The 22,751-nt window shown below is 62.5% G+C and carries 19 protein-coding genes and 2 pseudogenes; 12 read left to right on the top strand and 9 right to left on the bottom strand.

Annotation, left to right across the window (positions count from 1 at the left end):
* The first annotated feature begins 204 nt into the window (after positions 1–204).
* Positions 205–873 (top strand): GNAT family N-acetyltransferase, encoded by a 669-nt coding sequence (locus HV770_RS29360; RefSeq protein ID WP_175165047.1) that lies wholly within the window; start codon positions 205–207, stop codon positions 871–873.
* A 96-nt stretch (positions 874–969) separates the two neighbouring features.
* Here HV770_RS29360 and HV770_RS29355 read toward each other — a convergent pair whose 3' ends face one another.
* Entirely contained in the window at positions 970–1,467 is a 498-nt protein-coding gene (locus HV770_RS29355; RefSeq protein ID WP_175165046.1) for an Lrp/AsnC family transcriptional regulator, read from the bottom strand.
* Positions 1,468–1,691: 224 nt separating this feature from the next.
* Here HV770_RS29355 and hppD point away from each other — a divergent pair, with 224 nt between their 5' ends.
* On the top strand, positions 1,692–2,789 hold the full coding sequence (hppD, locus tag HV770_RS29350) for a 4-hydroxyphenylpyruvate dioxygenase (RefSeq protein WP_175165045.1): 1,098 nt from the start codon (positions 1,692–1,694) through the stop codon (positions 2,787–2,789).
* A gap of 133 nt (positions 2,790–2,922) precedes the next feature.
* On the opposite strand, the gene HV770_RS29345 is transcribed toward hppD, so the two are convergent.
* A complete protein-coding gene (locus HV770_RS29345) occupies positions 2,923–3,123 on the bottom strand; it encodes a hypothetical protein (protein WP_121315917.1) in 201 nt (66 codons plus the stop codon).
* 367 nt (positions 3,124–3,490) lie between these two features.
* Here HV770_RS29345 and HV770_RS29340 point away from each other — a divergent pair, with 367 nt between their 5' ends.
* Positions 3,491–7,090 (top strand): indolepyruvate ferredoxin oxidoreductase family protein, encoded by a 3,600-nt coding sequence (locus HV770_RS29340; RefSeq protein ID WP_175165044.1) that lies wholly within the window; start codon positions 3,491–3,493, stop codon positions 7,088–7,090.
* Positions 7,091–7,302: 212 nt separating this feature from the next.
* Here the strand turns inward: HV770_RS29340 and HV770_RS29335 are convergent, their stop codons facing one another.
* Positions 7,303–9,585 (bottom strand): NADP-dependent malic enzyme, encoded by a 2,283-nt coding sequence (locus HV770_RS29335; protein ID WP_175165043.1) that lies wholly within the window; start codon positions 9,583–9,585, stop codon positions 7,303–7,305.
* A gap of 326 nt (positions 9,586–9,911) precedes the next feature.
* A complete protein-coding gene (locus HV770_RS29330; protein ID WP_175165042.1) occupies positions 9,912–11,144 on the bottom strand; it encodes an MFS transporter in 1,233 nt (410 codons plus the stop codon).
* Positions 11,145–11,533: 389 nt separating this feature from the next.
* Here HV770_RS29330 and HV770_RS29325 point away from each other — a divergent pair, with 389 nt between their 5' ends.
* Complete coding sequence (locus HV770_RS29325) at positions 11,534–12,220, top strand: orotate phosphoribosyltransferase (protein WP_175165041.1); 687 nt, start codon at positions 11,534–11,536, stop codon at positions 12,218–12,220.
* Positions 12,221–12,347: 127 nt separating this feature from the next.
* Here the strand turns inward: HV770_RS29325 and HV770_RS29320 are convergent, their stop codons facing one another.
* Positions 12,348–13,001: a response regulator gene (locus HV770_RS29320; protein WP_175165040.1), complete on the bottom strand. Its 654-nt coding sequence runs from the start codon at positions 12,999–13,001 to the stop codon at positions 12,348–12,350.
* Positions 13,002–13,264: 263 nt separating this feature from the next.
* Between HV770_RS29320 and HV770_RS29315 the strand changes: the two genes are divergently transcribed.
* The 5 genes and pseudogenes from HV770_RS29315 to HV770_RS29295 form a co-directional block, all read left to right on the top strand.
* Complete coding sequence (locus HV770_RS29315; protein ID WP_175165039.1) at positions 13,265–13,864, top strand: YbhB/YbcL family Raf kinase inhibitor-like protein; 600 nt, start codon at positions 13,265–13,267, stop codon at positions 13,862–13,864.
* 203 nt (positions 13,865–14,067) lie between these two features.
* Positions 14,068–14,640 carry a flavodoxin family protein gene (locus tag HV770_RS29310; protein ID WP_175165038.1) on the top strand — a complete coding sequence of 191 codons (573 nt, stop codon included), beginning with the start codon at positions 14,068–14,070 and terminating at the stop codon, positions 14,638–14,640.
* Between the two features lie 190 nt (positions 14,641–14,830).
* Positions 14,831–15,778 (top strand): N-acetyl-gamma-glutamyl-phosphate reductase, encoded by a 948-nt coding sequence (gene argC, locus HV770_RS29305; protein WP_175165037.1) that lies wholly within the window; start codon positions 14,831–14,833, stop codon positions 15,776–15,778.
* A gap of 481 nt (positions 15,779–16,259) precedes the next feature.
* Positions 16,260–16,545, top strand: a pseudogene (locus tag HV770_RS29300) (DUF2957 domain-containing protein); the annotation flags it as partial.
* A pseudogene (locus HV770_RS29295) lies at positions 16,543–16,881 on the top strand (OmpW family protein); the annotation flags it as partial. The pseudogenes HV770_RS29300 and HV770_RS29295, both read left to right, overlap by 3 nt.
* A gap of 268 nt (positions 16,882–17,149) precedes the next feature.
* On the opposite strand, the gene HV770_RS29290 reads toward HV770_RS29295, so the two are convergent.
* Together HV770_RS29290 and HV770_RS29285 are read right to left on the bottom strand one after the other, a co-directional pair.
* Positions 17,150–17,785: a LysE family translocator gene (locus tag HV770_RS29290; protein ID WP_175165036.1), complete on the bottom strand. Its 636-nt coding sequence runs from the start codon at positions 17,783–17,785 to the stop codon at positions 17,150–17,152.
* Positions 17,786–17,953: 168 nt separating this feature from the next.
* Complete coding sequence (locus HV770_RS29285) at positions 17,954–18,823, bottom strand: NAD(P)-dependent oxidoreductase (protein ID WP_175165035.1); 870 nt, start codon at positions 18,821–18,823, stop codon at positions 17,954–17,956.
* 94 nt (positions 18,824–18,917) lie between these two features.
* Between HV770_RS29285 and HV770_RS29280 the strand changes: the two genes are divergently transcribed.
* Complete coding sequence (locus HV770_RS29280; protein ID WP_175165034.1) at positions 18,918–19,673, top strand: Mut7-C RNAse domain-containing protein; 756 nt, start codon at positions 18,918–18,920, stop codon at positions 19,671–19,673.
* Between the two features lie 172 nt (positions 19,674–19,845).
* A complete protein-coding gene (locus HV770_RS29275) occupies positions 19,846–20,124 on the top strand; it encodes a hypothetical protein (RefSeq protein WP_121315932.1) in 279 nt (92 codons plus the stop codon).
* A 144-nt stretch (positions 20,125–20,268) separates the two neighbouring features.
* Here the strand turns inward: HV770_RS29275 and HV770_RS29270 are convergent, their stop codons facing one another.
* The gene (locus HV770_RS29270; protein ID WP_175165033.1) at positions 20,269–20,481 is read right to left on the bottom strand and encodes a hypothetical protein; all 213 of its coding nucleotides are present in this window, start codon (positions 20,479–20,481) and stop codon (positions 20,269–20,271) included.
* A gap of 223 nt (positions 20,482–20,704) precedes the next feature.
* Complete coding sequence (locus HV770_RS29265) at positions 20,705–21,457, bottom strand: IclR family transcriptional regulator domain-containing protein (protein WP_175165032.1); 753 nt, start codon at positions 21,455–21,457, stop codon at positions 20,705–20,707.
* A gap of 300 nt (positions 21,458–21,757) precedes the next feature.
* On the opposite strand from HV770_RS29265, the gene HV770_RS29260 reads away from it, so the two are divergent.
* The gene (locus tag HV770_RS29260) at positions 21,758–22,687 is read left to right on the top strand and encodes a DMT family transporter (protein ID WP_175165031.1); all 930 of its coding nucleotides are present in this window, start codon (positions 21,758–21,760) and stop codon (positions 22,685–22,687) included.
* Positions 22,688–22,751: the final 64 nt, after the last annotated feature.

The raw sequence follows: 22,751 nt of genomic DNA, 5'->3' as shown, positions 1-22,751 counted from the left end.
CGACCTAAGCATGTGGCATGGACGCCACGAACGCTCGTTCAATTTCGTTTTTCTTTTTAAATCAATCAACTAAAAATAGGGCGCAAGTTTTTTAGGCGTTCTCTTCAGATTTTGATACGGGTTTTCCCTAGTGAGAAACTCCGCTTTCCGCTAAAATGGATTTTGCGGTGCACCAAGCCGCTCGATCAAAAGGAGAACCCGACCATGAACATGATGCCCCCCCGCGCCGCCGAGCCGATCGTCCCCCACGATCGCGCGTCGCTGCCAGCTGGCCGCGCACCTGCTCTGGTCCGTGAACTCACGGCCGTCGATCGCGAACGGCTGCTGGCCCACTTCCTCGCGCTCGACGAAGACGACCGGCTCCTGCGCTTCGGCCAGATCGTGCCGGACCACGTCATTGAAAACTACGTCCGCGCAATCGACTTCACGCGCGACACCGTTTTCGGCGTGTTCAACAGCAAGCTGGAACTCACCGGCGTCGGGCACCTCGCCTATCTGCCCGCCGAAGGCGACAAGCGTACGGCCGAGTTTGGCGTGTCGGTGCTGGAAAGCGCGCGCGGCCAAGGCATCGGCTCGAAGCTTTTCGAGCGCGCCGCCATCCGCAGCCGCAACAGCCATGTCACGGTGCTGTACATCCACTGCCTCGCGCGCAATACCACGATGATGCACATCGCGAAGAAGGCCGGCATGAAGATCGAGTACGCGTACGGCGAAGCAGACGCTTATCTGACGCTGTTGCCGGCGGATCAGTCGAGCATCATCGCGGAGATGCTGCAGGAGCAGGCTGCCGTGTTCGACTACGCGCTCAAGCGCCAGGCGCGTCATGCATCCAGGTTGTTCGAGTCGTTCCTGCCGACGGCCGCCGCAGCCTGAGAAACCTACGGCTAGGCCTCGGCTTCGGAGAAGTGGAAAAGGGCAGCCATGCGGCTGCCCTTTTTCTTTGTGTACTGCCTGGCTACAACGTCACGTTCACAAGATCGGCAACGCCGTCGTCTCTTTGAACTTTTCGAGCGCGAAGCTCGTTTTCACGTCGATCACCGACGGATGGTGCAGCAGCTGATCCTGCACAAAGCGCGAAAAATGCGCCATGTCCTCCACCTGGACCCGCAGCAGATAATCCATATCGCCCGTCATGGCGTGGCACGCGACCACCTCCGGCCACGCCTGGACCGCCGCACGAAATAGATCGGCATGCGTGGCGTCGCCACGCGGACTGGGCGCCGAGCCGCCGCGCTTTTCCAGCCGCACGTTCACGTAGGCGAGCAAGCCGAGGCCGAGATGCTGCGCATCGAGCAAGGCAACATAGCCGCGAATGACGCCGCTCTCTTCCAGCCGACGAATACGCCGCAGACAGGGGCTCGGCGAGAGATTGACGCGCTCGGCAATCTCCTGATTCGACAACCGGCCATTCTCCTGAAGGATTGCAAGAATGCGCCTGTCGATGGCATCGATCTCAACCTTGGCCATTTTCTGCCGCCCCTTTCACGAAATAGGATAGAAAATAGCTCAAGCGTATCGACGCGCGATTAAATTCGCAAGTTTTCGTCTCACGGCGGACTTTACACTTGCTTCATTCGGTCGCACTCAATCACCGATCCCCGCTCGCGCAACCCGCCGGCGCACATCAACCATCTTGCATGGGACTCGAGTCAGGCGCCCAAGCGCCGGCTCCGGTCGACAGGAGACAGACAATGCAGGTTTCAACCTGGGACAATCCGGTCGGCACCGACGGCTTCGAATTCATCGAATACACCGCGCCGGACCCGAAAGCGCTCGGCAAACTCTTCGAACAGATGGGCTTCACCGCCGTCGCGCGGCATCGTCATAAAGACGTGACGTTGTACCGCCAGGGCGAGATCAATTTCATCGTCAACGGGGAGCCGGATTCGTTCGCGCAGCGCTTCGCGCGCCTGCATGGCCCGTCGATCTGCGCGATCGCGTTTCGCGTGCAGGACGCGGCCAAAGCCTACAAGCAGGCCTTGGACAAAGGCGCATGGGGCTTCGACAACAAGACTGGCCCGATGGAGCTGAACATCCCGGCGATCAAAGGCATCGGCGACTCGCTGATCTATTTCGTCGATCGCTGGCGCGGCAAGAACGGCGCGCAGCCAGACAGCATCGGCAACATCGACATTTACGACGTCGACTTCGAACCCATTGCCGGCGCGAACCCTAATCCGGTTGGGCACGGTCTGACCTACATCGACCATCTGACGCACAACGTGCATCGCGGCCGCATGCAGGAATGGGCGGAGTTTTACGAGCGCCTGTTCAACTTCCGCGAAGTGCGTTACTTCGACATTGAAGGCAAGGTGACAGGCGTGAAGTCGAAGGCGATGACTTCGCCGTGCGGCAAGATCCGGATTCCGATCAACGAAGAAGGCTCGGAAACGGCGGGCCAGATTCAGGAGTATCTGGACGCGTACCACGGCGAAGGCATTCAGCACATCGCGCTCGGCACGAACGACATCTACCGCACGGTGGATGGCCTGCGCGCGGCGAACATTTCGTTGCTCGACACGATCGACACTTACTACGAACTCGTCGATCGCCGCGTGCCGAATCATGGCGAGCCGCTCGACGAACTGAAGAAGCGCAAGATTCTGATCGACGGCGCGCCGGAAGATCTGCTACTGCAGATCTTCACCGAAAATCAGATCGGCCCGATCTTCTTCGAGATCATTCAGCGCAAGGGCAACCAGGGCTTCGGCGAGGGCAATTTCAAGGCGCTGTTCGAATCGATCGAGCTGGATCAAATTCGCCGTGGCGTGGTGCAGGACAAGGTCTAATGCCGACACGCAAGCAGAAATGAAAAGGGCGAGGATCGCAAGATCCTCGCCCTTTTCATTTGCGCCGTTGCCTCGAGTGAAATTCGGGAGGACAACGGCCGGTTATCAACCGACACGCCACTTCAGCGGCGCATCACGAATTCTGGTTTCCCTTGTCCGCTTTCGAGGAACGCGAAACGCGGTCCATGGCGATGCTGGCCGGCACAACTTGCGCCGTCCGGCTCATCGCGTTCGAGAGCGCCCCCGCGCTGCCCGGGTTCGAGCGCACCGGCGCGCTCATGGCGAAGAAGGCTGCTGAGACCATCAGGAAGGTCTGGATGTTTCTAGTGTTCATGCGTACTCCTTTTCTAACTGCCCTGTTGTCCTGAAGCTCCACCGAATGCGGAGCGTTACGCAGACATTGCTCACAGGTGGGAGTTAGACAGGAAATTGAACTGCGGTTCCGTGAATTCGTCGCTTTTACAGCTTGTTACAGGCGGGCTCGCAACGTGACGCCAAGCAAACTCAAACTGCATGAAAAGGTCTCGCACGGATCCGCGAAGCCCTTGTGGGATGGTTTTTTGGCATGCTGCGGCGGGTTTCCACCAGTGCTACCATCACCTGAAACACGTCAATATGACGGCCCCGGCCCTTCGCATTCACAAGATGCCACGGCCCAAAAAAGTTTTGGTGATCCCAAACTGAGTGGAGGAGTACACATAATGAATGCCCCGCTAGACGCAGGTCAGCGAGCCTCGCTCGAAGCCGCGTTGTCTTCCGTCACGCTCGACGACAAATACACTCTTGAACGCGGCCGCGCGTACATGAGCGGCATCCAGGCGCTGGTGCGTCTGCCGATGCTGCAACAGGAACGCGACAAGGCCGCCGGACTCAATACCGCCGGCTTCATCTCCGGCTACCGTGGATCGCCACTCGGCGGACTCGACCAATCTTTGTGGAAGGCGAAGCAGCATCTCGCCGCACATCAGGTCGTGTTCCAGCCCGGCGTCAACGAAGACCTCGCGGCCACCGCCGTCTGGGGTTCGCAGCAGGTCAACCTGTACCCGAGCGCCAAATACGACGGCGTGTTCTCGATGTGGTACGGCAAGGGACCGGGCGTCGATCGCACCGGCGACGTCTTCAAGCACGGCAATTCGGCGGGCTCCGCGCGCCACGGCGGCGTCCTCGTCCTCGCCGGCGACGACCACGCGGCCAAGTCCTCGACGCTCGCGCATCAGTCCGAGCACATCTTCAAGGCATGCGGCCTGCCGGTGCTGTTTCCGTCGAACGTGCAGGAGTATCTCGACTTCGGTCTGCATGGCTGGGCGATGAGCCGTTACTCCGGCCTATGGGTGGCGATGAAGTGCGTGACCGACGTGGTCGAATCGTCCGCTTCGGTGGATATCGACCCGCACCGCACGAAGATCATCCTGCCGGAAGACTTCGCGATGCCCGACGGCGGCCTGAATATCCGCTGGCCCGATCCGCCGCTGGTGCAGGAAGCGCGTCTGCTCGACTACAAGTGGTACGCCGCGCTTGCCTATGTGCGCGCGAACAAGCTGGACCGTGTCGAAATCGATTCGCCGCATGCGCGCTTCGGCATCATGACCGGCGGCAAGGCCTATCTCGACGTGCGTCAGGCACTGACCGATCTCGGCCTCGATGACGAAACCTGTGCGCGCATCGGCATCCGGCTCTACAAGGTCGGCTGCGTCTGGCCGCTCGAAGCGCAAGGCGCGCAGGCGTTCGCGCGCGGTCTCGACGAAATCCTCGTGGTCGAAGAGAAGCGCCAGATTCTCGAATACGCGATCAAGGAAGAGCTATACAACTGGCCCGACGCCCAGCGTCCGCGCGTGTTCGGCAAGTTCGACGAGAAGGATGGCGCGGGCGGCGAATGGTCGGTGCCGATGGGCAACTGGCTGCTGCCGGCGCATTACGAATTGTCGCCGGCGATCATCGCCAAGGCGATCGCCACGCGGCTCGATAAGTTCGATCTGCCGTCGGACGTACGCGCGCGCATTGCCGCGCGCATCGCCGTGATCGAAGCGAAAGAAAAGGCCCTCGCGCGCCCGCGTGTGGAAGCCGAACGCAAACCATGGTTCTGCTCGGGCTGCCCGCACAACACGTCGACCAATGTGCCAGAAGGCTCGCGTGCGATGGCCGGCATCGGTTGCCATTACATGACGGTGTGGATGGATCGCAGCACCAGCACGTTTAGCCAGATGGGCGGCGAAGGCGTCGCGTGGATCGGCCAGGCGCCGTTCAGCAACGACAAGCACGTGTTCGCCAATCTCGGCGACGGCACGTACTTCCACTCCGGCCTGCTGGCGATTCGCGCGGCGATCGCGTCGAAGGCGAACATCACCTACAAGCTGCTCTACAACGACGCGGTTGCCATGACCGGCGGCCAACCTGTGGACGGTGTGCTCACCGTGCCGCAGATCACGCATCAGCTCGCCGCCGAAGGAGCGACGAAAATCGTGATCGTCACCGACGAACCGGAAAAGTATTCGGCGAATGTCGGCCTCGCGCCGGGCATCGACATCCACCATCGCGACAAACTCGACGAAGTGCAGCGTCAGCTGCGCGAAATTCCCGGCACCACGATCCTGATCTACGACCAGACGTGCGCCACCGAGAAGCGCCGCCGCAGGAAACGCGGCACGTATCCGGACCCCGCGCGGCGCGTCGTGATCAACGAGGCCGTGTGCGAAGGCTGCGGCGATTGCTCGGTGAAGTCGAACTGTTTGTCCGTCGAACCGCTCGATACCGAGTACGGCACCAAACGCCAGATCAACCAGTCGACCTGCAACAAGGACTTCTCGTGCGTGAACGGCTTCTGCCCAAGCTTCGTCTCCGTTGAAGGCGGTCAGTTGCGCAAGCCGAAGGCGGCTTCGGGCGTCGGCGGCGACGCGATGCCGCCGGTGCCGGAACCGGAACTGCCCGCGATCGACCGTCCTTATGGCGTGCTGGTCACGGGCGTCGGCGGCACGGGCGTCGTGACGATCGGCGCACTGCTCGGTATGGCTGCGCATCTGGAGAACAAGGGCGTCACCGTGCTGGACGTCACCGGCCTCGCGCAAAAAGGCGGCGCCGTGATGAGTCACGTGCAGATCGCGACGAACCCCGCCGACATCCACGCGACCCGCATTGCGATGGGCGAAGCGAGTCTCGTGATCGGCTGCGATGCGATCGTCACCGCCAGCGACGAATGCGTGTCGCGGATGCAGGCGGGCCGCACACGCGTGGTGTTGAACAGCGCGCATACGCCGACTGCCGAGCTGATCAAGAATCCGAACTGGCGCTTCCCTGGCACCAGCACGGAAGCCGACGTGCGGGCCGGCGCCGGCGACGACGGCGTCGCTACGGTCGATGCGAATCACTTCGCGCTCGCACTGCTCGGCGATGCGATCTACACGAACCCATTCGTGCTCGGCTACGCGTGGCAGCGGGGCTGGGTGCCGCTCACGTATCAGTCGCTGATGCGCGCGATCGAGTTGAACAACGTGCAGATCGAGAAGAACCGAGCGGCGTTCGAGTGGGGCCGGCGCGCCGCGCACGATCTGGCCGCGGTGCGCAAGCTCGTGCAATCGCAGGGGCGCGGCGCGGCGGCGGAAACGGCGAGCAGCAAGATCATCGCGCTGCATACGTCCAAGGCGCTCGACACGCTCATCGACAAGCGCGCCGACTACCTCGCGGCGTGGCAAAACCGCGCGTATGCCGAGCGTTATCGCGCGCTGGTGTCGGACGTGCGGAAGGCGGAAGCGGCGCTCGATCCGGTCGACGGCCAGTTGCCGCTGACCGAGGCGGTCGCGAAGAATCTGCACAAGCTGATGGCGTACAAGGATGAGTACGAAGTCGCGCGTCTCTACAGCGACCCGGCGTTCATCGAAAAACTGAAGGCGAATTTCGAAGGCGACTGGAAGCTGCACATCCACCTCGCGCCGCCGACGTTTTCGAAAAAAGACGCGCAGGGCCATCTGGTGAAGAAGAAGTACGGCCCGTGGGTCTTCAGCGCGATGCACGTGCTCGCCAAACTCAAGTTCCTGCGCGGCACCGCGTTCGACGTGTTTGGCAAGACACAGGAGCGTCGTACCGAGCGCGCGCTGATCGTCGAGTATGAAGCGCTGGTGCGCGAACTGATCGGCGGGCTGAACGCGCAGAAACGTGAGCTGGCCATTGAGTTGGCGAATCTGCCGGACGGCATCCGCGGTTATGGTCACGTAAAGGAAAACAACCTGAAGGGCGTGCGTATCAAATGGAACGAGTTGCTGACGCGCTGGCGCTCGCCGGAGGCGGGCAAGACGCAACATGCTGCGTGAGCGTGAAAGCGCAAGCCTGATCGCTTGACCGGTTCATCGGTCCGGGTTGGAAATTGAAAAGGCGGTGACCCTAACGGACCACCGCCTTTTTTTGCCTGCGATTCCTTCCACGATAAAAAAACGCCACGGAACGACTTCCGTGGCGTCCTCCGTCACTTCTCGGCAGCGCATGCGTTGGAACACGCCCCGCCTCGACTTTCAGGCCACGCGCATTACTTCGCGTTCGCCGGCTTGCGCGCGTTTGCCGAAGCCACCGCCGTCATGTTGATGATCCGGCGCACCGTCGCCGCGGGCGTCAGCACGTGTACCGGCTTTTCCGCGCCGAGCAGGAACGGACCGACCGTCACCCCTTCGCCGCCGACCATCTTCAGCAGGTTGTATGCGATATTCGCCGCTTCGACATTCGGCATGATCAGCAGGTTCGCTTCGCCGGTCAGCGTCGTGCCCGGGAACGCGGCCTTGCGGACCACTTCCGACAACGCGGCATCGCCGTGCATCTCACCGTCGATTTCCAGCGTCGGCGCGCGTTGCGCAATCAGCTTGCGCGCCGCGGCCATGCGTTGCGACGACGAAGACGGCGCGCTGCCGAAGTTCGAATTCGACAGCAACGCGACCTTCGGCGTGATACCGAACTTCTCGATCTCACGCGAAGCCAGCATCGTCATGTCGGCGAGCTGTTCAGCGGTCGGCGTTTCGTTCACGTACGTGTCGCAGATGAACAGGTTGCGGCCCGGCAGCATCAGCAGATTCATCGCGGCGAAATTCTGCACGTTGTCCGCCTTGCCCAGCACCTGCTCGATGAAGTTCAGGTGCGTGTGGTACTGGCCGATCATCCCGCAGATCATGCCGTCGGCTTCGCCGAGGCGCACGAGGATCGCGCCGATCAGCGTATTGAACTTGCGCATCGCGGCTTTCGCGACGTCCGGCGTGACACCTTCGCGCGCGCCGAGTTCGTGATACGCCTGCCAGCATTTCTGATAGCGCGGATCGTCTTCGGGATCGACGATCTCAACGTCTTCACCGCACTTGAGCTTCGAGCCCATCTTCTTCAGACGCATCTCGATCACCGACGGACGGCCAACCAGAATCGGCTTGGCGATCTTTTCCAGCAGCACGAATTGCGCGGCGCGCAGCACGCGCTCGTCTTCACCTTCAGCGAACACGATGCGCGCCGGCTCCGACTTCGCCGCCGCGAACACCGGGCGCATCACCATGCCGGTGCGATACACGGTCGTGCCGAGTTCTTCGCGGTACGCGTCCATGTCCTTGATCGGACGGGTCGCGACGCCCGAATCCATTGCCGCCTGCGCAACAGCCGGCGCGATCTTGATGATCAGGCGCGGATCGAACGGCTTCGGAATCAGGTATTCCGGGCCGAATTCCAGCGAGTGGCCTTCGTACGCCTTCGCGACTTCATCGCCTTGATCGGTCTCTTCGGCCAGCTCGGCAATCGCGCGCACGCACGCGAGCTTCATTTCTTCCGTGATTGTGGTTGCCCCGACATCCAGCGCGCCGCGGAAGATGAACGGGAAGCACAGCACGTTGTTGACCTGGTTCGGATAGTCCGAACGGCCCGTCGCGATGATGCAGTCCGGGCGAACCTTTCTGGCCTCTTCCGGGCGGATTTCCGGCTCGGGATTCGCCAGCGCCAGAATCAGCGGCTGGCTGCCCATTTCGGCGACCATTTCCGGTTTCAGCACGCCGGCGCTCGAGCAGCCGAGGAACACGTCGGCGCCGCGAATCGCGTCGGCCAGCGCGCGCGCTTCGGTGTTCGCCGCATAGCGTTCCTTCGACGGATCGAGATTGCCGCGGCCTTCGTAGATCACGCCCTTGGAATCGGTGACGAGAATGTTCTTCTTCGACAGACCGAGATTCACCAGCAGATCCAGACAGGCGATAGCCGCCGCGCCCGCGCCCGAACACACCAGCTTCACTTCGTCGAGCTTCTTGCCGACCACTTTCAGGCCGTTCAGAATCGCCGCCGACGCGATGATCGCAGTGCCGTGCTGATCGTCGTGGAAGACCGGAATTTTCATGCGCTCGCGCAGCTTCTTCTCGATGTAGAAGCACTCGGGCGCCTTGATATCTTCGAGGTTGATGCCGCCAAGCGTGGGCTCGAGCATCGCGATCGCTTCGACCAGCTTGTCCGGATCGGACTCGGAAAGTTCGATGTCGAACACGTCGATGCCCGCGAACTTCTTGAACAGACAACCCTTGCCTTCCATTACCGGCTTCGCGGCGAGCGGGCCGATGTTGCCGAGGCCGAGCACGGCCGTGCCATTCGTGATCACGCCAACCAGGTTGCCGCGCGACGTGTACTTCTGAGCGTCGAGCGGTTCGTCGTAGATCGCCATGCAGGCTGCGGCGACACCCGGGGAATACGCGAGCGACAGATCGAGCTGATTCGATAGCGGCTTGGTGGGCGTAACCGAAATCTTGCCGGGTTTCGGATTCTGGTGGTATGCGAGAGCGCTTTGCTTAAGTTGTTCGTCCATTTTTTGGCCTGCGAGACGTAAGAAATTGGGCCCGGCACACCGCACGGCCGGCGTCGCCTGCATCTGTCGAATGAAGCACCGACCGAGGCGGTTTTGCGCATGCGCCGGGTAGGCGTGGCGTTGAACCGCGACGACGAAGAGGGCAATGCGAGGACGATGCGGAGTGCTTCGCGGGCCGGTTAGTGTACACCCCGCATGCGTCGATGCACTGCGTGGTTAACAGGACTCGCCATCGGCGAAACAAGGGCCGGCGATGCTGCGACGCCGCACCCATTGCGCCGTTTGTCGTCCGCACGCGATGCGCGGGCGATCGCAGCCCATGACGCTCATTCGAGCTCGGCGCCGCGTCGTTCGGGAATCAGAAAAAGTGTCGCGAAGATGTCGAGCAGATAGATCGAAGCAAGCAAGGCAAGCGCCGCACCGAACGAATAACGTGCGGCCAACGCGCCGACCACCACCGGCCCAAACCCGCCGACCGCCCGGCCGACATTGAACAACACGTTCTGGGCGGTGGCGCGCGCAGCGGTCGGATAGAGCTCTGAAATCAGCGCGCCATAACCGCCGATCATTCCGTTGACGAACACGCCCATCGCCGCGCCGCCGATCAACAACGCCATAGGTGTGCTCAGGTGCGCATAGACGAACACCATCACCACGGCGCCCGCCTGGTAGAACAGAAAAGTCGGCTTGCGGCCGAAGCGATCGGCCGCGACGCCGAACAGCCAGATGCCGCTCGCCATGCCGAGTATCGTCGCCGCGGTCCAGATGCCGGATTTGGTCAGCGAATAGCCGAAGGTGTGCGACAGATAGCTCGGAAGCCAGATCATGAGGCCGTAATAGCCGAAGTTCTGCACCGAACACAGAATCGCCACGCCGATGCTGGCGCGCGTGGTGCGACCATCGACGACCAGCAGCTTGAACGGCAGTTTGCGCATGCCGCGCGCCACGCGCTCGTTGAAGAGCGCCGGCTCATCGACGCGGCGCCGCACGAAGAACGAGACGACGGCGGGCAGCAGTCCGAGGGCGAACATGCCGCGCCAGCCGATCACCGGCAACAGCAGCGGCGTCAGCAAAGCGGCCGCCAGCACGCCGGCCTGCCAGCCGAGTCCGACATACGACGATGCGCGCGCCCGCTGCGACGCGGGCCACGCTTCGGCCACCAGCGCCATGCCGATGCCGAATTCGCCGCCCAGCCCAATACCGGCGATGGTCCGATACACCAGTAGGTCCGTATAGCCCTGCGCCAGCGCGCACAGGCCGGTGAACGCGGCGAAGAGCAGGATCGTCCAGGTCAGCATTCGCACGCGGCCGAAATAGTCACTCAGCACACCGAAGATCAGACCGCCCGCGACCGCGCCGATCAGCGTCCATGTGACAAGCGAGCCGGCCTGGGTGGAGGTCAGATGCAGGTCGGCGGCGATCACCGGCAGCATGAAACCGAGGATCAGCAGATCGAAGCCGTCCATCGCATAACCCAGCGCCGAGGCGAGCAGCGCGCGGCCTGCATAGCGATTTTTCGCGGGGGCGCGGATGTCGGTGGCGGAGGAGGCGGCGGTCATTGAAAGCATTCCGTAGGTCAAGGGGCACGCGGCGGCGCCCGAGAAATTCGCGTGAGTGTAAAGGCGCCCCGGACTGCTCACAAGCGAGACCAAAATGCGGCGGGCGCGCTCCGGCGCAGATTCAACGGCCGGCCCCGGCATGGTTCGCAACGCCGGTCTGGGGCCGGCCGTGACGACCGCCATTCGCGCTAGCCGCGCACGACGGCCTCGTCCCAAGGGTCCATTTCAGGTAAAATGTCGGCCTACGCGCGCAGCAAAAGCCGGCCTTTGTCCACTATCGGCGCCACTGACCGGCAGCGTATTCCGCCCAGCATGGCGCGGCATACCTCGCTTGCTGCGCCACCGGGCCGCGCGCCCGCTTCTCCCGCTCATACCCAAGGATCCCGCCCATGACAGGCTTCGATCGCCAGACGATCTCCGACACGACCGCAAAAATGCTGCTGGAAGTTCAGGCAGTGCACTTCAACGCGGAGAAACCGTACATCTTCACGTCCGGCTGGGCGAGCCCGGTTTATATCGACTGCCGCAAGCTGATTTCGTATCCGCGCGTGCGCCGTGGCCTGATGGAAATGGCCGAAGCGACCATCCTGCGCGACGTCGGCTATGAGCAGATCGACGCCGTCGCCGGTGGCGAAACCGCCGGCATCCCGTTCGCGGCATGGCTGTCCGACCGCCTGATGGTGCCGATGCAATACGTGCGCAAGAAGCCGAAGGGTTTCGGCCGCAACGCGCAGATCGAAGGCCTGCTGACCGAAGGTCAGCGCGTGCTGCTGGTCGAAGACCTGACCACCGACAGCCGCAGCAAGATCAACTTCATCAACGCGCTGCGCACTGCCGGCGCCACGGTGAATCACTGCTTCGTACTGTTCCACTACAACATTTTCAAGGAAAGCGTGTCGGTGCTGAAAGACATAGACGTCGATCTGCACGCGCTGGCCACGTGGTGGGACGTCTTGCGCGTCGCCAAGGAAAACCAATACTTCGACACGAAGACGCTCGACGAAGTGGAAAAATTCCTGCACGCACCGGCCGAATGGTCGGCAGCGCATGGCGGCGCAAACGCGACGCCGCAGTAAGCGGCAGACGTCGCGTTAGCACAGACCTTCTAGCCGTCTGAATTGAAAAAGCCGCCTGTCTCACGACAGGCGGCTTTTTTGTCACCCGGCGCTAAGACATGTCCCCGGAATCTTCCGGTGCAGGCGACTACAGATTCAGCAAGCCGTTGCTTTGCGCATACTGGAACAATTCAGAATCGCGATCGATACCGAGCTTGCGCATCGCCGCGTTTTTCTGAGTGCTGATCGTCTTGATGCTTCGGTTGAGCTGCTCGGAGATCTCCTTGATCGTCATGCCCGATACGAATAAACGCACTACTTCCAGTTCTCGTTTGGACAGCATAACGTCATCACTCTTGCCACCGGAATTCATGCGTAGCGTATCGAGCACCGCCTTCACCGAAGGGCTCATGTATTCGAGGTGGCGGCTGACATGCTGCACCGCGAGCCCAATGTGGCTCAGATCGTCAGATTTATGAACGACCGACGTCACGCCCAGTTCCCTCAGCCGCTTCAGCAGTGCAGCATTTTCCAGCATGGTGAGCACGACAATGGGAAGATCCGGGAAATTGCGACGCAGATAGCCGATCAGCTGCAGTCCGTCGCCATACTGCCCGCCCGGCATCGCCAGATCCGTAACAAGCACGTCACAGGGCGAGGTTTGCAGCATCTTGACCAGCTCAGTTGACTGCCGCGCACGACCGACGACTTCCAGCCCCGGAAACTTGAGCAGCGCGTGCTCCGCACCGAACAGAATGACCGGGTGATCGTCGGCGACCACGACCTTGAGTTGATCTTGCATCGCCCTCCTCTCGATTGGTAAATCACTCTCCAGAACTTCTACCATGTCTTTCTATGTTGTATGCACACGAATGAGAACGCGGGGCCGGTGTCGCGCGGGCAATTCCTCCGACTATAGCCGATTTCCCCTTCGCAAATCCCACGGTGTGGCAACAATGATGTATCGCAGAGCTAATGCTAGACTTGATTCGACCTTGGGGCACGATTAAGGACAACAACCATCGCGAGGACAAGCACCTCGCGCCCTGATAGGAGAACCGGCACATGCGCTCGCGTTGCCTGGTTGTTTCGCTTGCTTTACCGCTGTACCGTACGCCGTTCTTCACCTGCGCGACGCTGGGGTTGGCTCTATTCCTGATGCATAGTCCAGGTGCGTTCGCCGAGACCCCGTTCACGCTGACGAGCGCGAGTTTCCATAGCGGCAAGGTGGAAGCCGCACAGGTTTTCAATCAGGCCGAGTGCAAAGGCGGCAACCGTTCGCCGCAACTGACCTGGCGCGACGCGCCGGCCGGCACGCGCAGCTTCGCGATCACCATGTTCGATCAGGATGCGCCGGGCCGTGGCTGGTGGCATTGGGCGGTCGCCGGCATTCCGGCGAAAGTCGACAGCTTGCCCGAGAACGCGAGTTCTTCCGGGTTCCTTACTAAACTCGGCGCCGTCGAGGCGCGCAACGACTTCGATACCGACGGCTATGGCGGCCCCTGTCCGCCGCCGGGCAAACCGCATCGCTACGTCATCACTGTCTATGCGCTCAGCACCGCCGACCTGCGCCTCGCGCAAGGACGTCCGGCGCTGATGTTCGATCACGAGATCGGCACCGCCTCGCTCGGTAGTGCGCGCATGGTGGTCAATTACGGGCGGTAGCGTCGTCCGATGGGTTGGTCGGATCGAGCGCAGCGAGGCGGCGACGTCATGAAGCTTGGCGTACGGTTTGCATCGACAGGCCGCACGCGCGGAATGTCTGTCATCCGTGCGCGCTAATGTGCAGCGAGGCGGTGCGCGCGACTCTCCCTGCGCACCATTGCTGCGCCTGATCCCATCCTGTTTCACTACTGCCGGAGAACCTCATGTCGAAGATCGTCATCGTTTATCACAGCGGCTACGGCCACACGAAGAAGGTCGCTGAAGCCGTGCTCGCGGGCACCATCGAAGCCGGTGCGCAGTCGCGGCTCCTGCCGGTCGGCGAAATCGACGACGCGGCCTGGACCGAACTGGCCGGCGCCGACGCCATCATCTTCGGCGCGCCGACCTACATGGGCGGTCCGTCGGCGGACTTCAAGAAATTCGCCGACGCGAGTTCAAAGCCGTGGTTCGGCCAAACGTGGAAAGACAAGATCGCGGCCGGCTTCACCAACTCGGCGACCATGAACGGCGACAAGTTCTCGACGATCCAGTATCTCGTCACGCTCGCGATGCAACACGGCATGATCTGGGCGGGCACCGGCATGATGCCGTCGAACACCAAGGCGGCGACCCGCAACGATCTGAACTACGTGGGCGGCTCGACCGGCCTGCTCACGCAATCGCCGGCCGACGCGTCGCCGGAAGAGGCGCCACCCGCCGGCGATCTGGAAACGGCGCGAATGTTCGGCGCCCGCGTCGCCGGCGTGACGGCACGGTGGATCGCCGCGCGCGGCTAACGCGCCGCCGCTCTGTCGTGAACCGGGCGGCATCGGCTGGTATCTACCGCACAACAGGTCACGCCGATGTCACTTTCGGCGCGCATCGTCGTTTTTTTCGCCCCGTTTCGCACGTCCGCCGCCGTGAGGTCTTAAAATAGCGTTCCGGCGCGGCGTCGCGCCCCGTTTCCAGCAAGCGAGTGAGATCGAGATGAGCACGAAAGTTTTTGTCGACGGACAGGAAGGCACGACCGGCCTGAAGATTTTTGAATACCTGTCGCAACGCGCCGACGTGGAGATCCTGCGTATCGAAGAAGCGAAGCGCAAAGACCTCGAAGAGCGCCGCCGTCTCATCAACGCGTCGGACGTCACGTTCCTGTGTCTGCCCGATGTCGCGTCGCGCGAATCCGCTTCGCTGGTCGCCAACGATCGCACCGTGCTGATCGACGCGAGCACCGCGTTCCGCACCTCCGCCGACTGGGCGTACGGCCTTCCCGAACTGGCCCGTACGCAACGCGAGCGTCTGCGTACGGCCAAGCGCATCGCCGTGCCTGGCTGCCACGCGTCAGCCTTCGTGCTGGCAATGCGTCCGCTCGTCGAAGCGGGCGTGGTCGCGGCCGACTTCGCCGCGCACGCTTATTCGATCACCGGCTACAGCGGCGGCGGCAAGAAGATGATTGCCGACTACGAAGCCGGCGGTAACGACAAGCTCAAGAGCCCGCGTCCCTATGCGCTCGGCCTCACGCACAAGCATCTGCCGGAAATGGCGGCGCACACGGGTCTGACTTCGGCGCCGATCTTCACGCCGATCGTCGGCGACTTCTACAAGGGTCTCGCCGTCACCACGTTCTTCTCGCCGAACCAGTTGGCGAAGAAGGCCACGCCACAAGACGTGCAGGCGCTGTTCGCCGAGTACTACGCCGGCGAAGCCTTCGTGCGCGTCGCACCGTTCGATGCCGACGCGAACCTGGACAGCGGCTTTTTCGACGTGCAGGCGAACAACGACACCAACCGTGTCGACCTGTTCGTGTTCGGCAACGAAGAGCGCTTCGTGACCGTCGCGCGACTGGACAATCTGGGCAAGGGCGCATCGGGCGCGGCGATCCAGTGTATGAATCTGGCCATCGGCGCGGCCGAAGAAAGCGGCTTGAAGCGCTAATAGCCGAGGTATCGACGGCCGTTTGCCGTCGCTTCCATCGAAAAGCCGGTCTGCAAAGACCGGCTTTTTTGTTTTAAAAGCCACTCGCGTTAATTCTCATTGCAAACTCGACTGGTATTAGTCCGAATTTCTAAAAAAGAAATCGCAACGCCGTCGACGACCGGTAATCCATTCCTTTAATTCGCTCGCCTCGCACAGTTTTCCGCATATGGGGAAATACCGAATTTTTCGCGAACGATCGCTCGAAGATGATAGACCCTATTTGCCATAACGCTTGCCCACTAGGGGCGTGCGGCGGTCCAACGGCGCCGTCTGTTCGCGAAATCACCTTGTGTTTAAAAGGGCCGCAAGTGTCCGTGCAGTGCGCACGCGCCGAAATTCACGCTGTTTGAATCGATCTTTTTAGACGGCTCATTCAATTGACAGCGATTAACCGCGCAGCGAAATTACTTCGTACAGTTACATGAACGGAGACAGCGGTATGTCGCACGCCATTAATCTCGGCCGCGCAATGGCCCTTGCCACAGCGCCATTATTCGTCGTTTGCCGCGGCGGCAAAGCCGATAATCTAGGCTCGATCGACACCCCGCAATGCTCGGGCGCGATCTGCGGCGTGCAGGCCTGTCCCCACGGGTATCAGCGCGGCCGCATTATGCCCCGCTACCGCCGACATCGTCCGAACCACCTATCTGGACGGAGCGGGAAGCGGTGAAGTCGTCCAGGTGAACATCGACGCGACGGCGATGACTTACACGCGGAAGTGGCTCGGCGTGTCGTACAACTGGTTCTCCGACATCCAGCTCAGCGACAACTTCGTCAAGTCGACGCAGTACAACCTCGGCGCGGTGCTGGCCGCGGGCGCCAGCAAGCGGGGCAGACGCAGGTGTCGGCGAAGGCGTCCTCGTCATGGCGCCGGTGTTGCCGGTCTCGCGCACAACATCACCGATCACTGGGGTCTCGTGGCCTCGGCCACCTACATTCCGCTGAAGACCACGTCGCCGGTCATCATCAAGGCGGCGGATGGCACGGCGTTAAAGGTGTCGAAGGCGGACCTGAAGGCCGATCCGGTCATCTCCTTGCTGGCCGTCTCCTACAGGGTCTGAGTTCCGCACTCATACGACAAAGCCGGCGACTCCATGCAAAAGGGTCAGCCGGCTTTGTTTTTCCGCGCGCCGTTTATACAGCCGACGCCGGCAAACTTTGGGCGAAAAAAAGCCCGCCTATGTGGGCGGGCTGAATCCATATCAGAGGAGACATGGAGGAGACAAACGAACTATAACAAACGATTTGGTGCGTCGCAACATGAAAATTAGGGTTGACCCTCAATGTTGTTCAAATACAACGCTCCGGGCGTGTGCGAATGCGGCCAGCTTAATGGCGCACCAGCGCCATCATTGCGCCGAAGCCGATGAACACCCCGCCCGTCAGCCGGTTGAACGTTCGCGCGACGCTGCGGCTCTTCAGTCTCGCGCCAATGCGGGTGCCGAACCCCGCATACACGAGATACCAGCTCACCTCGATCGCCGCGAAGGTCGCCACGAGCACGCCAAATTGCGGCAGCTTGGGTTGCGTGGCATCGATAAATTGCGGCAGCAACGCGGCCGCGAACAGAATGGCCTTCGGGTTGCTGCCTGCCACCAGAAAACCGTTGCGAAACAGCGCGAAACGCGAATGTGCGGGCCTGGCGGCGAGTTCGTCGACGCTATCGGCGGCGGCTTCGTCAGCCGGTGCGCGCCATGCCTTGATGCCCAGATAGACGAGGTAGGCAGCGCCGATCATGCGCAGCGCGTTGAACATGGCCGGCCATGCCGCGAGCACGACCCCGAGTCCCGCCGCCGACACCGCGAGCATCAGCACCAGCGCCGACAGACAGCCGGCCATGGTCGCGCTCGAACGGCGCAAGCCGTGCTGGGCGCCGTGCGTCATCACGAGCAGCATGTTCGGACCGGGAATCGCGGAAACGACAAAGACGGTGGCGACAAACAGCCACCAGGTATGCAGAGTCATGAGAATCGAAGCGGATTGGGATCGGGCGGCTATTATGCCCGCCCGGCGGGGGCTTTGTTTGAGGCTTTGTTTGAGGCTTTGTTTGCAAATGTGTCCGCGCGAGACCCGCTTCCGCGTCTGCGTCCGAGGCAGCAGCGAGCGGCTTCCCGCACGCGCCGCCTCGCTCTTTTAACGCCCGGCTCGCCGCGCCGCCACCTGGCCCAGCACCGCCAAGTCCTTCTCGCCGTCGCCGTGCGCCACGGCTTCGATCAGGCTGTCGCGCACCACACTGGCGATCGGCATCGGCGTCGCTACTGAATCGGCTGCGGCGAGCACGAGGCGCAGATCCTTCAGCCCGAGACGCGCCTTGAACAGCGCCGGCTCGAAGCGCTGCTCCGCGATCATCTTGCCGTAGCCCGAATAGACCGGACCCGTGAACAGCCCGCTCGTCATGACGTCGAGAAAATCCTGCATCGCGAGCCCATGCCCCGTCACCATCGCAGCCGCTTCACCGAGCGTCTCGATTGCCGCGCCGAGCATGAAATTCGCGGCGAGCTTCATCACGTTCGCCTGTTGCGGCAGCGATCCGATGCGCCAGGTTTTCTGGCCGATCACGTCGAACACCGGCTGAACCCGGTCGATCGCCTCGGCCGGGCCGCCGGCAACGATCGTCAGCTTGCCCGCAGCCGCGACGTCGGGCCGCCCCAACACCGGCGCCGCCACGTAATGGAGTCCGCGCGACGCATGCGCGGTCGCCAGCTCCTCGGCCAGCGCCACCGAGATCGTCGCCATGTTCACGTGGATCAGGCCACGCGGAGCATGCTCCAGCAATGACGCGGTAACGACCTCGCGCAATGCGCTATCGTCGGCCAGCATCGAGAATACCGCGTCGCCCGCAAACGCTTCGGCCGGCGTCGCGACGACCAGCGCACCGAGATCGGCCAGCGGCTGCGCCCGTTCCGGCGAGCGGTTCCACACGCGCACCTGATGCCCGGCTTTCAGAATGTTTGCAACCATCACGGCGCCCATTTCGCCGAGACCGATAAAACCGATGTCCATCTGTCGCTCCGTCTTCTAAAGAACTCGAAGTAAAGCACACCGATGCGACACGTGCAGGGCAGCGCGCAACAAAACACAGTGCGATACTGCTGCGATGGTCACCGCGACATTCCGCTTCTATGAGGAGTTGAACGACTTTCTCGCCCGGCCGCTGCGCCGGCGCGCGTTCAGCTACGCCTGCGCGTCCAACGCGAGCGCGAAGCACATGATCGAAGCGCTCGGCGTGCCGCACACCGAAGTCGAACTGATTCTGGTGAACGGCGAATCGGTCGGTTTCGACCATCCGTTGGTGGACGGCGACCGCATCGCCGTTTATCCGAAGTTCGAGGCGCTCGACATCCGCCCGCTCCTGCGCGTGCGCGAACGGCCGCTGCGCGTGCTGCGTTTCATCGCCGACGCGCATCTCGGCGGCCTCGCGCCGCTGCTGCGGCTAGCCGGCTTCGACACGCTATACGACAACCACTATCCCGACGCCGATATCGAAGCGCTTTGCGTTGCGCAACAACGCATCGTGCTGACACGCGACCGTGAGCTGCTGAAACGCCGCAGCATCACGCATGGCTGCTATGTCCGCACGCTCAAGCCGCGCGAGCAATTGCGCGAAGTATTCGAACGGCTCGATCTGGCCGGCAGCGCGCAACCGTTCCGTCTGTGTCTGATGTGCAATGCGCCGCTGCGGCGAATCGCGAAGGAGGAAGTCGGCGCCCGCGCACCCGATGGCGTACTGGAGCGGCACAACCAGTTCGTCACCTGCGATGTGTGCCGGCGCGTATTTTGGGAAGGCACGCACTGGCAGCGGATGCGCGCGTTGATCGATAGCGTGGCGGTGGCGCCGGAGCGGCCAGGTTAAACACCGTTCGGGGTTCGCGCTGACGGTCCTGAAGCTCTGCGCCTGTTCGCGGCTCACGCGCGTCGGCCTATGGGTTGCTGCGAGCTGCTGCCGGCTCTGAGCGCCGCCTTTCCCGCGACGCACGGCGCGGTGCGTACAATGCGGGATTACTTATCTGGCAGAGGCCTTCCGTATGGCGATGAAAAAAACCGACCTTGAAAAAAACAAGGCGCTCAAACTGAACAACGCAATGAAGCAATCGACGGCCGAGCGTTTCGGGAAAGCCGCAGCCGCCGAGCCGAAGCTCGATCGCCGCGAGCAACGCAAGCTCGATCAGGCGCAAGGCCTCGTGGCGTTCGCGTGCAAGCTGAACGGCGAACTGGTCACCGAGTTGAAAACGCGTGCCGCCACGCATCCCGAGGGTATGACCGGCCTGCTGAACGAAGTGATCAAGCGTGGTCTCGCGGGCTGATCGCCGTATCACCCTGCCGTCCATGCAAAAAGGCCAGAGCGTGTGCTCTGGCCTTTTTGCTGACAACGCCTTTTTGCGCGCCCGCGCGACGTTGGCCGTCTAGCGGCGCACCGCGCCGGCTCGCCAGGCGAACCGGACGTCAGCTTAGTTTTGCGTGCCCTTGTCGTTCGTGCCGGCGGCCGAAGCTGCTGCCGAAACCGGAGCGCGCTTGCCATGCGTCTTCAGGTGCTTGGAGTGGTGCTTCTTCGGCGCGCTAGCTGCTGCGGCCGGCGCTGCTGCGTCCGATGCCTGTGCGAAAGCTTGAACGGAGACCAGCGCGATCGATGCGGCTGCGAGCGAGACGATAACTTTTTTCATGTGTTGTTCCCCAAACCTTTACGACTGAGTCAATGTGAATGAAATAAGCTGCGCGGTAAAGCAGGCAAGGCACGAGGGCCTCCCCGCTCCCCGCGGAGAGTATTACCTGGTGTAGGCGGTTTGTCATGCGCAAAACTCGATATGTATTTTCCGGGAGACAGCTTGCTTTCGACGTGCTTTCGATCGCTAAGCATTCCATACCAGGGACATTACCTAGCTGTGCTCAGACGAGATTGCGCAGCAGGCTGGCGGTTTCCTGCAGGGTCGGCAACACGCGCTGCAGCGCGGTGTGCGCCGACTCCTGGCCGATCGGCATGCTGACGCTGATCGCCGCCACCACCGAGCCATGCCGGTCGCGCAACGGCACCGCGACGCCGCGCACCCCCAGTTCAAGTTGCTGGTCGGTGACCACGTAACCGTTGCGGCGGATTTCACCGAGCACTTCGCGCAGCCGTTCGATCGTCGAGTAGGTATAGGGCGTGAACACCTTGATCGGATAGGACGCGAGCCAATGATCGATGTTTTCGGGCGCCTGGAACGCCAGCAACACCAATCCCGCCGACGACAACGGCGCCGGCGCGCGCGAACCGAGCACGAAGCCGACCGCCATCGTGCGGTTCACGCCGTTGCGCGCGACGTACACCACGTCGTGTTCGTCGAGGATCGCGACCAGCGCGGTTTCCTGCACCGTCGCGGTGATGCGCTGGAGAAACGGCTGGACGGTGCGCGGCAGGCGCGCCGAATCCAGATACGACTGGCCGAGCCGCAGCACGCGAGGCGCGAGCCAGAACAGCTTGCCATCGGTGTCCACGTAGCCGAGCTCGCGCAGCGTCAACAGGTAACGACGCGCTGCGGTGCGCGACAGGCTCGCGCGGGCGGCCACCATCGTCGGCGTCATGCGGGCATGCTCTTCGTCGAATGCTTCGATGATTGCCAACGCCTTCGCGGCGCCGGCGATCCAGTCTTTGTCGTCCATCGCGGTTGTTTGAAAGTCGGCGGGGTGGCGTGAGGTGTCGTTGGGCCGAACAGCTGTTGCGCGATTATCGCGCGAGTTGGACGGTGTGCACGGGAAGGCGGTTCAATGCAAACCGACCGACGCCGTGGCCACCCACCCGTCGTTCCGATAATGGCCGGCTGCCCGCGTATCATGTGGGCGATTCGGAACAGGGCAGCGCGCGTGCGTTGAAGTCCCTCCGCGTTGCATCGCGCGCACAGCGCCGCCTGCCCGAAACGCCGCGAACGCCTCACAAGAACCGTCCCACTCGAACAACCGCCCGTGAATCCCGACACCCGCCAACACCTGCGCGCCAATCTGCTGATGCTGATCGCCGCGATGATCTGGGGCTCCGCATTCGTCGCGCAACGCCTGAGTCTCGATGCGATCGGACCGTTCCTGTTCACCGGCTTGCGCTTCTTGCTCGGCGCGCTCGTCGTGCTGACGCTGATCGTGTGCGTGCGGCGCTCCGCGCTCGCCGAACTGTCGAAGCGCGAACCCGGCGGCGCACGCGAGTTGCTCGGCGCCGGCGCGCTGCTCGGCGTGGTGCTGGCCGCGTCGATCTCCTTGCAGCAGATCGGCCTGCAATACACCAAGGTCGCCAACGCCGGCTTCATCAGCTCGCTATACGTGCTCATCGTGCCCTTGCTCGGCGTGCTGTTTCGGCACCGCACCGGCGTTGCCACGTGGCTCGGCGCGTCGCTGGCGGCCGTCGGCATGTATTTTCTGAGCGTCGACGAACACTTTTCGATGCGTGACGGCGACTGGTATCAACTGGCAGGCGCCCTCGTGATCTCCGTGCAGATGATGCTCGTCGGGCGCTTCGCACTGCGCCACGACACGCTCATGCTCGCACTCGTGCAATTCGTGACGTGCGGCGCGACATGCCTCGTGGTCGGCCTCGCCATCGAGCCGGTTAGTCTTGCCGTGATCGCGCGCGCCGGCCCGACGATCGCCTACGGTGGAGCACTGTCCGTGGGCGTCGCTTATACGATTCAGGTGGTCGCGCAAAAGTACGCGGCACCTTCGCACGCGGCGGTAATCTTCAGCATGGAAGGGGTGTTCGCCGCGCTCGCGGGTTGGCTTGTGCTGGGCGAAACGCTGTCGACACGCGCGATGTTTGGCTGCGCACTGATGCTGGCGGGCTTGATCGTGTGTCAGGTGATGCCAGGCTGGCGACGTGGGCGTGGGCGCGTGCGTCAGGCGTCGTGACGGCGTAGCGTAGCCAGCGCGCCTCGCTCGAGACGCCGAAGACGCTCCGCGACCCGCCCGGCGC

It is taken from the genome of Paraburkholderia fynbosensis, assembly GCF_902859935.1.
GTDB lineage: Bacteria > Pseudomonadota > Gammaproteobacteria > Burkholderiales > Burkholderiaceae > Paraburkholderia > Paraburkholderia fynbosensis.
This window is presented reverse-complemented; position numbering and strand designations above follow the sequence as displayed.